The 13928-nt window shown below is 61.8% G+C and carries 13 protein-coding genes; 9 read left to right on the top strand and 4 right to left on the bottom strand.

The genetic code is table 11. The features are described 5' to 3' along the window. The first annotated feature begins 5 nt into the window (after nucleotides 1-5). Nucleotides 6-719, top strand: a complete 714-nt coding sequence (locus tag AC2FNY_RS03625; RefSeq protein WP_011048257.1) for a FadR/GntR family transcriptional regulator — start codon at nucleotides 6-8, stop codon at nucleotides 717-719. Nucleotides 720-775: 56 nt separating this feature from the next. On the opposite strand, the gene AC2FNY_RS03620 is transcribed toward AC2FNY_RS03625, so the two are convergent. Then, nucleotides 776-1804 carry a phosphotransferase gene (locus tag AC2FNY_RS03620; RefSeq protein WP_496801661.1) on the bottom strand — a complete coding sequence of 343 codons (1029 nt, stop codon included), beginning with the start codon at nucleotides 1802-1804 and terminating at the stop codon, nucleotides 776-778. Between the two features lie 9 nt (nucleotides 1805-1813). After that, complete coding sequence (locus AC2FNY_RS03615; protein ID WP_496801660.1) at nucleotides 1814-2803, bottom strand: NADPH:quinone oxidoreductase family protein; 990 nt, start codon at nucleotides 2801-2803, stop codon at nucleotides 1814-1816. A 151-nt stretch (nucleotides 2804-2954) separates the two neighbouring features. On the opposite strand from AC2FNY_RS03615, the gene AC2FNY_RS03610 reads away from it, so the two are divergent. The 4 genes from AC2FNY_RS03610 to AC2FNY_RS03595 are packed head-to-tail and all read left to right on the top strand — an operon-like array spanning nucleotide 2955 to nucleotide 6808. Next, the gene (locus tag AC2FNY_RS03610; protein WP_234136359.1) at nucleotides 2955-4241 is read left to right on the top strand and encodes a TRAP transporter large permease; all 1287 of its coding nucleotides are present in this window, start codon (nucleotides 2955-2957) and stop codon (nucleotides 4239-4241) included. 1 nt (nucleotide 4242) lies between these two features. After that, nucleotides 4243-4755, top strand: a complete 513-nt coding sequence (locus tag AC2FNY_RS03605) for a TRAP transporter small permease (protein WP_234136360.1) — start codon at nucleotides 4243-4245, stop codon at nucleotides 4753-4755. A gap of 45 nt (nucleotides 4756-4800) precedes the next feature. Next, complete coding sequence (locus AC2FNY_RS03600) at nucleotides 4801-5844, top strand: TRAP transporter substrate-binding protein (RefSeq protein WP_234166278.1); 1044 nt, start codon at nucleotides 4801-4803, stop codon at nucleotides 5842-5844. A gap of 58 nt (nucleotides 5845-5902) precedes the next feature. Then, nucleotides 5903-6808 (top strand): amidohydrolase family protein, encoded by a 906-nt coding sequence (locus tag AC2FNY_RS03595; protein WP_496801659.1) that lies wholly within the window; start codon nucleotides 5903-5905, stop codon nucleotides 6806-6808. Here the strand turns inward: AC2FNY_RS03595 and AC2FNY_RS03590 are convergent. Beyond that, nucleotides 6805-7545 carry a GntR family transcriptional regulator gene (locus AC2FNY_RS03590; protein ID WP_234136363.1) on the bottom strand — a complete coding sequence of 247 codons (741 nt, stop codon included), beginning with the start codon at nucleotides 7543-7545 and terminating at the stop codon, nucleotides 6805-6807. The genes AC2FNY_RS03595 and AC2FNY_RS03590 overlap by 4 nt on opposite strands. A gap of 40 nt (nucleotides 7546-7585) precedes the next feature. Next, nucleotides 7586-7813 carry an acyl-CoA carboxylase biotin carboxyl carrier protein subunit gene (locus AC2FNY_RS03585; protein WP_496801658.1) on the bottom strand — a complete coding sequence of 76 codons (228 nt, stop codon included), beginning with the start codon at nucleotides 7811-7813 and terminating at the stop codon, nucleotides 7586-7588. A 149-nt stretch (nucleotides 7814-7962) separates the two neighbouring features. Here AC2FNY_RS03585 and AC2FNY_RS03580 point away from each other — a divergent pair, with 149 nt between their 5' ends. Genes AC2FNY_RS03580 through AC2FNY_RS03565 form a run of 4 tightly spaced genes read left to right on the top strand, consistent with a single transcriptional unit; the run spans nucleotide 7963 to nucleotide 13739 of the window. Continuing rightward, complete coding sequence (locus tag AC2FNY_RS03580) at nucleotides 7963-9519, top strand: acyl-CoA carboxylase subunit beta (protein WP_234136365.1); 1557 nt, start codon at nucleotides 7963-7965, stop codon at nucleotides 9517-9519. 7 nt (nucleotides 9520-9526) lie between these two features. Further along, nucleotides 9527-10897: an acetyl-CoA carboxylase biotin carboxylase subunit gene (locus AC2FNY_RS03575; protein ID WP_496801657.1), complete on the top strand. Its 1371-nt coding sequence runs from the start codon at nucleotides 9527-9529 to the stop codon at nucleotides 10895-10897. Between the two features lie 23 nt (nucleotides 10898-10920). Further along, complete coding sequence (locus AC2FNY_RS03570; RefSeq protein WP_234136367.1) at nucleotides 10921-12468, top strand: class I adenylate-forming enzyme family protein; 1548 nt, start codon at nucleotides 10921-10923, stop codon at nucleotides 12466-12468. A gap of 29 nt (nucleotides 12469-12497) precedes the next feature. Continuing rightward, a complete protein-coding gene (locus AC2FNY_RS03565) occupies nucleotides 12498-13739 on the top strand; it encodes an acyl-CoA dehydrogenase family protein (protein WP_496801656.1) in 1242 nt (413 codons plus the stop codon). Nucleotides 13740-13928: the final 189 nt, after the last annotated feature.

Raw genomic sequence — 13928 nt, 5'->3', positions numbered from 1 at the left:
GCCCCGTGCAGGTCGCCGAAGCGATCAAGGATTGGGTTGTGGAGCAGGGGTTGCAGGCCGGTGATCGCCTTCCCGGCGAGGCCGAGCTGATTGAACGCTTTGGCATGGCAAAAGGCACGATCCGCGAGGCGATGCGCATTCTCGAGGCGCAAGGGCTGATCAAGACCCGCACCGGGCCCGGCGGCGGTAGCTTCGTACACGAAGTCAGCCAACAGCGCGCCAAGGCTCTATTGGGCAACTATTTCTATTTCAAGGACCTGACCATCGGCGACATTTACCAACTTCGCCTGACTCTGGAACCGGAACTGGCTGCCTCACTTGCCGGCAAGTTGTCCCAAAGCACTCTTGACCTGCTTGAGAAAACAACAGCCGAATACGTCGAACCCGCGGCAACGCTTGATGAGGAACGCGATCAGCATGTCGCATCTCTGCGGTTTCACGCTATCCTTGCAAATCAGTCTCAAAACCCACTTCTCGGGTTTGTTATCGACTTCATGGTGAACTTGCTGACAGATCTGACGGTTTACCGCCGCCTCTACTCTCCGCCCAACATCGAGCTTTGGAAACAGGGGCGCGACCACCAACAGCAACTGATCGCTGCCCTACGCAATGGCGAGGCCGACAAGGCCCGAGCCATCATGACGGATCACATGAAAACAGCCTGGAAGCTCATGCGGCAACAGGAAGTCGAAATGGAAAGCCGTTTCATTTCGGAGTAACAGCATTGGCATGTGGCTAGTGGGGTCAGTCTTGCCCAGACATTTTCGCAAGAACGCTAACCTGCAATCACCTCGCCTGCGAGCTTGGTCAACGTTTCAATGGCACGCCTCGTCTCTGCCTCTCCCCTGGGGTTTGATGCATTCCCTTGCTGGGCGCGCTTCAGTACGCCGGTTGCAATGGCGATAAGACGAAAAAACGAAAATGCCAGCGCGAAAGTCCAGAACGCTGGCGGCTCGATCCCGCGCTGCACACAATACTGCGCGACAATGCTCTCTTCGGTGGGCAGGCCAAAGTCATCGCGATTTGCCGATCCGAGGCCCTTCACGAGGCCTGACTGCGGCAGGCGCAGGCACATGCAGAAATAGGCCAGATCGGCGATCGGATGACCAAGGGTGCTGAGTTCCCAGTCGAGAATGCCGATCACGCGGGAGGCGTCTTTGGAGAAGACGAGATTGTCGATCCGGAAGTCGCCATGCACGATGCTGACCTGTCCGTCATCTTCGGGTTGATGCGCCGCGAGCCATTCGATGAGCTGTTTGATAAGAGGATTCTCTGCGTCGGTGCTGGCACGATATTGTTTGGTCCAGCGTGCCAGTTGGCGCGCGAAGTAGTCACCTGGAGCACCGAAGTCCCGCAGGCCCATCTTCGTCGGGGCGACATCGTGTAGGGCGGCGAGCGTCCTAGTCAGTTGCGTGTAGACGCCGCCGCGCCGGTCACGCGCCAGCTTTGGTAGGGCAGGGTCCCAGAAGATCTGCCCATCGAGCATTTCCATCACGTAAAACATCGTTCCCAGCGGGCTGGCTTCTCCGCTCAGGTAATAGACCTGTGGCACCGGGACAGGTGTATCGGACAGGGCGCGTAGCACGCGGTATTCGCGGTCGATCTGATGCGCCGACGCAAGCAGTTTGCCCGGGGGCTTGGCGCGCAGAACAAAAGTGCGCGCACCGCTGGTGATCTTGTAGGTCGGGTTGGATTGCCCGCCGCCAAAACGCTCGATGTCGTCCAGCGCGCCGAACCCCTCGACATGCGCGGCAAGGTAGGAGCCGAGCTCGGAGCAGTCGAATTCGTGCAGGGGCTTTACCATCATCGCGTCTCAGCCCAGGCCGACGACGAGCTTGCCCTGCACCTTACGCCGCGACAGCTTCTCGAGCGCAGCTGCGGCGTTCTCGAGCCCTTGCATCACTTCGACCTTTGGCTTCACCTTGCCCTCCGCGTAAAAGTCGAAAAGCTCCGCCGTTGCCTCGGCGTGCCGCGCGGGATTGCGCTCGACGGCGGCGCCCCAGAAAACGCCGGTGACGCTGCAAGCCTTGAGCAGCGGCAGGTTCATCGGCAGCTTGGCGATGCCCGCCGGGAAGCCGACGACCAGAAACTGTCCCTCCCAGGCGATCGCGCGCAGGGCGGGTTCGGAGTAGTCGCCACCGACCGGATCATAGATGACATCAGCGCCCGATTTGCCGCACAGCTCCTTGAAGCGCGTGGAAAGCTCTTTCTTGTTGATCTCACCCAGCGGATAGACCAGACCGTCATCGGCCCCGGCATCAAGCGCGGTTTGCAGCTTTTCCTCGGACGATGCCGCCGCCAGCACGCGTGCGCCCAGGACCTTTCCCAACTCGACCGCGGCCAGCCCGACACCGCCCGATGCGCCGAGCACGAGAAGCGTTTTCCCCGGGCCCAGTCCCGCGCGATCCTTGAGCGCATGATAGGAGGTGCCATAGGTCATCATGAAGGCCGCGGCGTCCTCGAATGACATCTGGTCGGGAATTCTGGAGACCCTGTTTTCCGGAACCACGGCCTGCTCGGCCAGTCCGCCCCAGCCTGAGAAGGCCAGAACCCGGTCGCCGGCCTTCAGCTGCGTGACGCCCTCGCCAGTGCTCTCGACGATGCCGGACAGTTCGGAGCCGGGCGCGAAGGGCCGGGGGGGCTTGAACTGGTAGAGGTCGCGGATGATCAGAAGATCGGGGAAGTTGAGTCCGACCGCCTTGACGGCGATCCGCACTTCTCCCTTGCCGGGAACAGGTTTTGCGATGTTTTCCAGGCTGAGGCTGTCGGGGCCTCCGGGGGTCTTGCTGATCAGCGCTTTCATCATGGTTCCTCGCGTTGGTTTCCGGCGGGTCGGGCTCTGAGCTAATATTGTTGACAATCTTTATGTTTCCACTTTAGGCTCATCAAAGGCACTTCGCAAGCGGCAGGCGCAGACTTCGCGAGACGTGTTGAAAGGGGAGGGATTGGGCCAGATGGAAATCGTTCTGCTCGTGGTCTGTTTTGTCTTGCTTGTGCTGCTCGGCGCGCCGGTGGCGCTGGCGATGATCCTGATGCCGACCATCTATATCCTGCTGACCGACGCCGCGCCGCTGCTGACTGTTCCACATCAGATGTACGAGGGCATAGCGCACTTCCCGCTCGTGGCGGTGCCGTTCTTCATGCTGACGGGCGAGTTGATGAATGGCTCTTCGGTGACCCAACGGATCATGCGTCTGAGCCGCGTAATCGTGGGGCGGATGCGCGGTGGGCTGGCGCAGGTCAATATCGTGGCCAGCATGTTCTTTGCGGGCATGAACGGATCCGCGGTGGCCGACACTGCGACCATCGGCACGATCATGATCCCTGACATGAAGCGCAAGGGTTACACGCCCGCCTATGCCGCCGCGATCACGGCTATCGGATCGACGATCGGCGGAATCATCCCGCCCAGCATCGCGATGATCGTTCTGGCCAGTTCGGTCAACCTGTCGGTGGGCGCGCTGTTCGCGGGCGGCATCCTGCCCGGTATCCTGATCGGTCTGCTGCTGATGCTGACCGCCTGGATCATCGCCAAGGTCAAGGATCATGAGCGCGGCGACGAGCCCTTCACGTTCCGCGCGTTTTTGAGCGCGGCCTGGGGCGCGTCGCTGGCGCTCTGCGTGCCGCTCATTCTCGTGGTCGGCATCTTCGGCGGCTGGTTCAGTTCGGTCGAGGCCGGGGCGATCACCGCGCTGGTGGCGCTGATCCTGGGAACGGTGGTTTATCGTGATTTAGACCTAGCCTCGTTCCTTGCCGCCCTGAACCGCACGGTCCGGATGTCGGCATCCGTCTTCGTCATCATCGCGGCCGCGGGGCCGTTCACATGGTTGCTGGCCCGTCTGGGCGCGCTGGAAATGCTTCAGAACTGGCTGCTCGGCTTCGCAGAAACGCCGTTCTTCTTCGCGCTCATGTTGTTGGGCCTGATCCTTTTGGCGGGGATGATCATGGATGCAGCGGCGAATATCATCGTGTTGGGCCCCTTGCTGGTCGCCGCCTGCGAGACCGCGGGCTACGAACCTGTCCAGGCCGCGTTGGTGGTCGTCGTCGGCTTCCTCCTGGGCACGGTCACGCCGCCTGTCGGAGTCTGCTATTTCACCGCCACGGCCATCGCCGGGTGCAGGCTCGAACAATCCGCTGCGGCCCTGCTGCCGTTCCTCGCGGTCGAGATACTGGTGCTGTTGCTGATGCTCTTTCTGGCGCCGCTGACGCTCTTTCTTCCGGCTTTGTTGGGGTTCCTGTGAGATGCCTGTCCTGAAGCGTATATCCGACGGCGCGGATTTCATCATCCTGCGCATCCTGCCGGTGATCTGCGGCGCGATGCTGGTGCTGATGGTGGCGTTCATCGCCTATACCGTCGTCATGCGCACCGTGTTCCTGAACCCGCCGTTTTGGGGCGATACGCTGGCCATGTTCGCGAATGTCTGGATGGTTTTCCTCGGTCTCATCATCGCGGTGCGCGAACGTTCCAACATCGCCATGGAGGCGCTCTATCAGCTGATCCCGGCCCACTACGGGCGCTGGTTCCGCAAGCTCTGGGCCGTGGCCTTTGCCGGGTTCGGATTGCTCTTGTTGACAAAGGGATACGAGGCCGCCTCGCGCATTCTCGGCTCCTATTGGGAGTTGGGCAACCTTCCGAAATCCTATCCGCTGATGATCCTGCCGATCACGGGCGTGGGCATTCTGGTGGCGTCGATCCTGTCGCTGTTCCGTCCCTTGGATGAGGCCCCGCACATGGACGATCAGGAATTTCCATAAGGCTGCGCGCACAGGGCGCGCCAAACCAAAGACAAGGAGGATGAAATGAAACTTGGAAAGATGAAAGCAACGCTTTTGGGCGGCGCGCTGGCTGCCCTGACCGCCGGCGCGGCCATGGCCGAGGCCGAGATCAAGCTGGTCTTCGGCGTGGCCGGCCAGCCGACATGGGGTTTCGGCAAGCTTCTGACCGAAGTGATCGAACCGAACCTCGAGAAGTATTCGGATGGCCGGATCGATTTAGAGGTTCACCAGCGCGGCGCGCTGTGCAGCGAAGCCGCGTGCATGGAGCAATTGGGTCTAGGCCAGATCGACATGACGACCGTTTCGGCCGGCAACATGGGCGCGTTCGGCAAGACGTTCGACATCTTGAACCTGCCTTACCTGTTCAAGGGGCAGCAGGAAGCCGAGACCATCATGCGCGACTGGCTGAGCGATGAACTGGCCAAGCAAGCGGCCGAAGAGATGGGCATTCACGTGCTGGCAACGGTTTCATCGGGCGGCTTCCGCAACGTGGTCAACACCGAGCGCGAGGTTCGCGTGCCCTCCGATCTCAAGGGGCTCAAGATCCGCGTGACCAAGAGCCCGACCGAGTTCAATCTGGTGCAGGGCTGGGGCGCGGTGCCCATTCCCTATGCCTGGGCCTCGCTCTACGAGGGGCTGCAGTCCGGCGTGGTGCAAGGCATGTATTTGCAGGACGTCTTCGTTTCGGCGGCCAAGTTTTATGAGGTGACCAAGTTCGTCACGCGCGTGGAAAGCTCGTACAGCGGTCGCCCGGTCATGATGAGCAAACAGCGCTATGACGAACTGCCCGACTGGGCCAGGGAAGCCATCGACAAGGTGGCCGCCGACATCGCCAGCGAAGCACTGAACTATGACCTGGCGTGGCAAGAGGAAGCCATCGCCGCGATGCAGGACAAGGTGTCCGTCTATGTTCCGACCGAAGCCGAGCTCGCGGAATGGTCCAAGGGAGCCGTCGAAGCCTGGGTTGCGGTGAAAGGCACCTATGATCCCGGGCTCGCACGCCGCATTCTCGAAGAGCAGGGGCAGACAGCGCTGATCGGGCTTCTCGAGGAGGCAGGCGCGCTGTAAGCCGGATCAACACGGGGCCCGCTTCCTCCCGGCGGGCCTCGCATCTTGCGGAGACACCATGCAATTCATCGACGCGCATCATCACCTTTGGGATGTCGAGCTGAACGGCGCGAACTATCCCTGGTATATCCAAGACCATGGCGACCGCGGCTGGGGCGACACGGCGGCAATCATGCGCAACTACACGCCCGCCGATTTGCTGGCCGATGCGCGGGATGCGGACCTGACCATCGTCAAATCGGTACATGTCCAGGCCAATTTTGACTTTTCCAACCCGATCGGCGAGACGCGCTGGCTTGATGCCGTGGCGGGTGAAGTCGGCTCGGAGAACCTGCCGACGGCGATAGTAGGTTATGCAGATCTTTCGGCGCCCGACGTGGCGGATGTGCTGGCCGCGCATGCGGAAAGCGGCCGGTTTCGCGGTGTGCGACAGGTGCTGAATCGCCACGACGACCCGAAACTCAACCGCGCACCGCTGGATTACCTGGTCGACCCGAACTGGGCCGTGGGGTTGAGGCGCCTGTGCGACATGGGGCTGAGCTTTGATGCGCAGATTTACCACCATCAGGCCGAGGCGCTAACGGGTATCGCCAAAAGCCTGCCTGATCTGCCCGTCGTGATCGACCATGCGTTGATGCCTGCTGAACGTGACGAGACAAGCATCGAAAGCTGGCGTAGAGCGGTTACGCGATTGGCCGAACTTCCGAATGTGTCGATGAAGATCAGCGGCTTCGGCATGGTCGACAACAACTGGACGACAGACAGCATCCGCCCATTTGCGCTGCATTGCATCGAGGCTTTCGGCTCGGCGCGGATCATGTTCGGATCGAATTTTCCGGTGGACAAGCTGATGTCGGACTACGGGCGTCTGTGGCGCGCCTATGACGAGGTGATCTCGGGCTTTTCCGAGGATGAGCGCCGGGACATGCTGATCGGGACGGCCGAACGGTTCTACCGGATCTAGCCGGTCGCCGCGTCGGTCTCTTCCTTCAGCAGGTGTATCGCGTGAACCTTGGATTGCTCGACAAGGCGGCGCGCCGTCTGTTCGGCGGCCTCGCCACGGCCCTGTGCGATGTGATCGACCAGTTCGGCCCAGTTCTCGCAGGATTTCTGCCGCCTCTCGGGCGAGGACAAGCCCAAGCGCGAATAGCGCAGGGTCTGGTGGAATAGCAGCGTCACCAACGAGTTGAGGCGCGTGTTACCTGACGCCTCGCTGATCGACAGGCCGAACTCGACCACGGCATGAACGTAATCCGCCGCCGCCGTGGAACCTGACTTCTTGGCGAGCTTCTTGAGCTCGGAAAGCTGACGCTCCAGCATCTTGATGTCGTCCTTGCTGCGTGTCTCGGCAAGCCGCCGCGCGCCCAGCCCGGACAGGACGGCGCGGATGTCGAACACATCGGCAACCTCTTCAACGGACAGCTGCGTCACGATCGCGCCGCGCCTGGGCGCGATTGTCACGAGACCGGCATTTTCCAGGATGCGCAGCGCCTCGCGCACGGGGCCACGGCTGACCTTGTAGCGTTCGGAAATTCCGATCTCCTGAAGGCGGTCATTGGGGTTGTATTTCTCGTTCACGATCTCGTCGGCGAGCTGCATGGCGATCTGCTCGGAGATCGACAAGGCCTCGCTGCCTCCGGCCAGTGAAGGTCGGAGCGAGGCAAGCATGGCACGGTGAAGTGCTGTGGTCTGTTGATACATTTCCGCGTCCCTGCGCCTGCGAGATGCAGCCGGGCCGACTCTATTCGCTCGGCGTTATGCGCACAAGCGCCTGTCCCTCGGAAATGCCATCGCCCTCTTGCACAAGGATTTCGGCAACCGTGCCGTCGCAAGTGGCTTCGGCGGGAATTTCCATTTTCATGGATTCGAGGATCATCAGAACGTCCTCTTCTTCGACGGTGTCGCCGACCTTCACCTCGATTTTCCAGACGGTTCCGGCGATTTCGGATTCGATCGTTTCTTCGCTCATCAGGTTGACTCCATGATCCAGTGACGCGCGAGCGGTTGGCTGCGTGCGGAGGGTGGAATCATTCTTTTCAAATCATTCTTATTGTCAACAATCTTATTTTGTGTAGTCTCGGAGGATACAGGACATGACGAGACATCACGGAGCGCACCATGAGCTGGCAAAAGGAAGTTGACGAGATCAACAGGCGCCGAGAGATCGCCCGGGCATTGGGCGGCCCAGAGGCGGTCAAGCGCCAACACGATGCCGGCCGGCTGACCGTGCGCGAGCGGATCGACATGCTGGTCGACGAAGGCAGCTTCCGCGAGCTTGGCGCGCTGACCGGCAAGGCGACCTATGACAAGGATCACAACCTTGTCGATGTCACGCCCGCCAATGCGGTGATCGGCACGGGCACGATCGACGGGCGCAAGGTGTCGATCGACGGGGATGACTGGACGATCCGGGGCGGCTCGTCCGAGGCGACCGTGTCCGAGAAGTGGATCTATGCCGAGAACTACGCCGAGGCGATGCGGATGCCGCTGATCCGGCTAGTCGAAAGCGCCGGCGGCAGCGTGAAGATCCTGGACCAGAACGCCGCGACGAAGCTGCCGGCCTATCCGACATGGAACCTGGCCCGGATGATGGGCACGATCCCCATTGTCGGCCTGGCGCTTGGCCCCTGTGCCGGGTTGGGCGCGATTAAGGCGGCCACCGCGCATTACTCGGTCATGGTCAAGGGCACCAGCCAGGTGTTTGCCGGTGGCCCGCCGGTGGTGGAACGCGGCATGGGTATCAAGGTCGACAAGGAGGATCTGGGCGGCTCGAAAATCCATACCCGCGAAAGCGGCGTGATGGGCAATGAGGCCAAGAGCGAGGAAGAGGCCTTTGAGATGGTGCGCAAGTTCCTGTCTTACCTGCCGTCGAGCGTCTATGAGATGCCGCCCGTCATCGAAAGCGACGATCCCAAGGATCGCCGCGAGGATGCGCTGATCGAGATCATCCCGCGCGACAAGCGCAAGGTCTACAAATCCCGCAAAATTCTCGACATGGTGTTCGACAAGGGGTCGGTCTTTGAGCTGACCAAGGGCTATGGTCGTTCGATCGTTACATGTTTCGCGCGCCTTGGTGGGCGCCCAGTCGGCGTGATCACCACCGATCCGATGCAATATGGCGGCGGGATGACCAAAGCCTCGGCAGCCAAGATGGAAGCCTTCATCGACCTGTGTGACACGTTCCATCTGCCCATTGTGCATATGGTTGATCAGCCCGGAACCATCGTCGGGCCAGACGCCGAACGTAGCGGTGCGGTGAAAGGCTCTGTCCGTGTCTGCATGGCGATCGAGCAAAGCCAGGTGCCGTGGTGTGCGATCATCACACGGCGCTGTTATGGGCTTGCCGGCAGCACGTTCGGCCGGGTTCAGGGCATCAACCTGCATTATGCCTGGCCCTCTGGCCGATGGGGCTCGATCCCGGTGGATGGCGGGGCCGAAGCGGCGTTCAAGAAGGAGCTCGATGCGCTCGACCCAGAGGCTAGGGCCGCGCGGCTGGCCGAGATCGAGGGCCATTTCTTCCACATGGAATCGCCCTTCCTGACGGCCGAGAAGTTTCGCATACCCGACATTATCGACCCGCGTGACACCCGCGCGCTGCTCAATGATTGGCTGGACGACGCGTGGAAACTGATCGCCGATCAGCTTGGCCCCAAGGGCCGCACCTTCCGGATGTGAGGACGCCATGAAGCGATTGTTGATTGCCAACCGAGGAGAAATTGCCTGCCGTATCATCCGGGCGGCCCGATCGCTTGGGATCGAGACGGTCGCCGTCTATTCCGAGGCCGATGCCGGGGCGCTGCATGTCGAGATGGCCGATCAGGCCGTGTGCCTTGGCCCGCCGCCCGCGGCCCAGAGCTATCTCAAACACGAGGCACTGATCGAAGCCGCCCAGGCAACCGGGGGCGAGGCAATCCACCCCGGCTATGGGTTCCTGTCGGAAAGCGCGTCCTTTGCCCGCGCCGTTGCGGATGCCGGCCTGACTTGGATCGGCCCCGCACCCGACACCATCGCGGATATGGGCGACAAGGGCCGTGCCCGCGCGCTTGCGATCAAGGCGGGTGTGCCTGTTCTACCCGGTTCCGAGAGCTTTGCCGAGGGAGCATTGGACGGGCTGGAAGCGGCGGGCGATGCTGTCGGCTTTCCCCTTCTGGTCAAGGCCACGGCGGGCGGCGGCGGCATCGGGATGCAGCGCGTGGACGATCCGGCCAAGCTACGTAAGATCGCCGAACGCACGCAATCTGCCGCGGCGCGCAGCTTTGGTGACGGCTCGGTCTTTCTCGAACGGTTCATCGCCCGCGCGCGGCATATCGAGATACAGGTGTTCGGCTTTGGCGATGGCCGCGCCGTACATCTTCACGAGCGCGATTGCTCGCTCCAGCGGCGTTTTCAGAAAGTGGTCGAGGAAAGCCCCGCGCCCCAGCTTGACCGCGCGATCGTGGTTCGCATGGGTGAGGTTGCCTGCGCACTGGCGAGCGCGGTGAATTACAGTGGCGCGGGCACTGTGGAGTTCGTGCTTGATGCCGACACCGGCGCATTCTTCTTCCTGGAGATGAACACCCGCATTCAGGTCGAGCATCCGGTCACCGAGCTGGTGACGGGCACCGATCTTGTCGCCGCGCAACTTCGGCTGGCTGCTGGCGATGACATCTACGACGACCTGGGAGGTCGTGCGCCAAACGGGCACGCCGTCGAGTGCCGTCTTTACGCGGAGAACCCTGAAAAGAAATTCCTGCCTTCCCCTGGAACGCTGGAGCGGTTTTCCTTGCCTGACGGGTTGGAGGGAGTCCGTGTGGACACTGGCGTGCGCGAGGGTGATACGATTACCCCTTTCTATGACCCGATGATCGCCAAGATTATCGCCTGGGGCGAGAGTCGCGACGAGGCACTGGAACGGATCAACGCGGCTTTGCGCGCGACCCATGTCGAGGGGTTGGCGACCAATCGCGATTTCCTGATCGCGATCACCTCGAACCCGACCTTCCGAAGCGGCGAGGTCTGGACCGGTTTCATCGACACGCACCTGGACGCCCTTCTTTCTGCGCAATCGGGCTGAGAGCCATACAAACGAGGATGACCATGAGACCCCCAAGATCGCTTCTTCATGCCCTGGAGCCGTTTCTGGAGGCCGGGGCCGACAAGGAAGCGCTGGTGTTTGGTGCGCATCGCATCTCCTTTGGCGACATGGCTGGGCATGCAGCCGCATTAGCAGAGGTGCTGTTTGCCAAGGGCGTGCAGAAGGGCGATCGGGTCGCGGCTTTGTTTCCACCCCGTCCCGAAGCGATCCTGTCGCTGCTTGCCTGTTGGCTCATCGGCGCGACGTGGATGGGAATCAACCCGCGCTATCAGCGCCGCGAGCAGGCGCAAATCCTCGCGGACGCAGGCGTGAAGGTGCTAATGTCGATGACCCGCATCGGCAAGCGCGACCTTGCGGACGATCTGGCCAGTCATGAGACCGATCTAGGTATCAGCGTTCTGCGCTTTGCACCTGCCTTCGCGCCCGAGGCTCTCCCCGAGAAGCTGCAATACGATGAGGTGCTGCGCCGGTGGCGCGAGGCCTCCGGAACGCTCGAACCGGACAGCCCGTCGGTGGTGATCTATACCTCGGGCTCAACCGGCAAGCCGAAGGGGGCGCTAATCACCCATGCCGGTCTCGCTTTCCGTTCGCACACGCTGCACACTGACCGCTTCAACCTGCCCGAGCCGACACAGCTGATTGACCTGCCAGTGAACCATATCGGCGCACTGGCCAGCGGTATCGGCGTTGCCATGGCGTCGGGCGGCAAGATGATCCTGTCCGAGCAATTTGATCCCGGCGCCACGCTCAAGACGGCTTTCGAGGAAAAGCTGGCGATCATAAGCGGGGTGCCTGCGATGTTGGCGCGGCTGGTCGAGCACCCGGATTTTGCAACGTCCGACTTGTCTTCGGTCAAGGCGATCAGCTGGGGCGCGGGGCCGATCAACGAGGCCGTTTTGCGTAAGCTGTTGAATGCGACGGATGCCGTCTTCTCCCAGCAATACGGGATGACCGAAAGCAACGGCCCCATCGTCTTCACGCCGCCGACGCGGGATGTCGAGATCCTGCTCAACACCACCGGCAAACCCGACCCTCGGCTGGAGCTGAGGATCGCGGATGAGAGCGGCCAGCCCCTGCTTGACGGCGAAGAGGGTGAAGTGCAGATCAGGCACCCGCACCCGTTTGCGGGCTATCTCGGCAACGTCGAGGCCAGCGCGGCGGCGTTCACCGCCGATGGTTTCCTGCATACGGGCGATCTGGCCAAGATCCGTGACGATGGTTACCTAGTCTTTTGCGGGCGCAGCAAGGAGATGTACAAATCCGGCGGCTTCAATGTCTATCCGCGCGAGATCGAGATCGCACTGGAGGCTCACCCGGCCATCCGTGCCGCGGCGGTCCTCGGCGTCGATGACGAACAATGGGGGCAGGTAGGGCATGCCTTTGTCGAGCTGGCCTCCCCACTGACCAGTGACGACATCACAGGCTGGTGCAAAGCGCGGCTGGCCGACTTCAAAGTGCCCAAGCGTGTCAGCGTGATCGACGCGATGCCGCGCACGCCTGTCGATAAGGTCGACCGGATGCAACTTGCCGAACTGGCCGCGCGCAGCTGAGCCCTGCCCGGAAACAAAAGAGGACCACAATGGATTTTGCACCTTCTGCCATGGCGAAAGAGTTTCAGGAACGCCTTGCGGCCTTCATGGAAGAACATGTCTACCCCGCCGAAGCGATTTACCATGAGCAGCACCGCGCCGCGGCCACGCGTTGGCACGTGCCGCCGATCATCGAAGACCTGAAGGCCAAGGCCCGTTCCGCAGGGCTGTGGAACCTCTTCCTGCCCGATGTCGAGTTTGGTGCTGGCTTGTCGGTGCTGGAATACGCGCCACTGGCCGAGCTGACAGGCCGCAGCCACATTGCGCCTGAGGCGTTCAATTGCAACGCACCGGACAGCGGCAACATGGAAACCCTCTTTCTTTACGGAACCGAGGCCCAGAAATCCCGCTGGCTGCGCCCGCTTCTTGATGGTGAGATCCGCTCTGCCTTTCTCATGACAGAGCCCGATGTGGCCTCGTCTGACGCAACCAACATCGAATGCAACATCCGTCGCGAGGGGGATGAGTATGTGATTAACGGGCGCAAGTGGTGGTCGTCGGGCGCGGGTGATCCGCGCTGCAAGATTTTCATCGTGATGGGCAAGACCGATCCGGAAGCCTCTGTTCACTCCCAGCAATCCATGGTTCTGGTTCCCGCCGACACGCCGGGTGTGACTGTCGAACGGCATCTGCCGGTCTTCGGGTATGACGATGCCCCACACGGGCATATGGAGGTCTCGCTGACGGATGTGCGTGTGCCGATTTCCAACGTGCTTCTGGGTGAAGGTCGCGGTTTCGAGATTGCGCAGGGGCGGCTTGGCCCCGGGCGAATTCACCACTGCATGCGCTCGATCGGGGCGGCTGAGCGCGCGCTTGAGTTGATGACCGAGCGCCTGCTGACGCGCAATGCCTTCGGCAAGGCCATCGGCATGCATTCGGTTTGGGAGGAACGCGTGGCCAATGCGCGCCTCGAGATTGAGATGACCCGCCTGATCTGCCTGAAGGCGGCCTGGATGATGGGCGCCGTCGGGAACAAGGCGGCAAAGGACGAGATCGCGATGATCAAGATCGCCGCACCCAACATGGCGGCCAAGGTGATCGACGATGCCATTCAGGCCTTTGGCGGAGCGGGGGTGTCGGAAGATACGCCGCTGGCGTGGATGTATGCCGCGCAACGCGCGCTGCGGTTGGCCGATGGGCCAGACGAAGTGCACCGTCGCGCCGTGGCACGATCCGAATTCAACCGCGCCGCCGGGCGCCTTGGCATTGATATTCGAGCTGTCGCATCCTGAACGCAAGGCGATGAAGCGATAACCGCGTGCAGGCCGGAAAGCGAAAACAAACCGTCTTGACCGGCCGGAACAACAGCAAGAACTAAATGATGGCCGGGAACGAGTTCACCAGGCTCGTGGTTGGCAGGGACGCGACGAACGCCGAACATGTCATCAGCAACGGCGTCATCGCCCCGGGCGCGTTCAATC

Source organism: Ruegeria sp. BHSC223 (assembly GCF_059613025.1).
The sequence above is the reverse complement of the archived record's forward strand: the minus strand, read 5'-3'. Positions and strand labels throughout refer to the sequence as shown.

What these genes read in the sequence shown, in the direction of transcription:
- AC2FNY_RS03575 (WP_496801657.1), top strand. Translation starts at nt 9,527, where the DNA reads ATGAAGCGATTGTTGATTGCCAACCGAGGAGAAATTGCCTGCCGTATC.
- AC2FNY_RS03570 (WP_234136367.1), top strand. Translation starts at nt 10,921, where the DNA reads ATGAGACCCCCAAGATCGCTTCTTCATGCCCTGGAGCCGTTTCTGGAG.
- AC2FNY_RS03595 (WP_496801659.1), top strand. Translation starts at nt 5,903, where the DNA reads ATGCAATTCATCGACGCGCATCATCACCTTTGGGATGTCGAGCTGAAC.
- AC2FNY_RS03590 (WP_234136363.1), bottom strand. Translation starts at nt 7,545, where the DNA reads ATGTATCAACAGACCACAGCACTTCACCGTGCCATGCTTGCCTCGCTC.
- AC2FNY_RS03620 (WP_496801661.1), bottom strand. Translation starts at nt 1,804, where the DNA reads ATGGTAAAGCCCCTGCACGAATTCGACTGCTCCGAGCTCGGCTCCTAC.
- AC2FNY_RS03585 (WP_496801658.1), bottom strand. Translation starts at nt 7,813, where the DNA reads ATGAGCGAAGAAACGATCGAATCCGAAATCGCCGGAACCGTCTGGAAA.
- AC2FNY_RS03610 (WP_234136359.1), top strand. Translation starts at nt 2,955, where the DNA reads ATGGAAATCGTTCTGCTCGTGGTCTGTTTTGTCTTGCTTGTGCTGCTC.
- AC2FNY_RS03615 (WP_496801660.1), bottom strand. Translation starts at nt 2,803, where the DNA reads ATGAAAGCGCTGATCAGCAAGACCCCCGGAGGCCCCGACAGCCTCAGC.
- AC2FNY_RS03600 (WP_234166278.1), top strand. Translation starts at nt 4,801, where the DNA reads ATGAAACTTGGAAAGATGAAAGCAACGCTTTTGGGCGGCGCGCTGGCT.
- AC2FNY_RS03605 (WP_234136360.1), top strand. Translation starts at nt 4,243, where the DNA reads ATGCCTGTCCTGAAGCGTATATCCGACGGCGCGGATTTCATCATCCTG.
- AC2FNY_RS03565 (WP_496801656.1), top strand. Translation starts at nt 12,498, where the DNA reads ATGGATTTTGCACCTTCTGCCATGGCGAAAGAGTTTCAGGAACGCCTT.
- AC2FNY_RS03580 (WP_234136365.1), top strand. Translation starts at nt 7,963, where the DNA reads ATGAGCTGGCAAAAGGAAGTTGACGAGATCAACAGGCGCCGAGAGATC.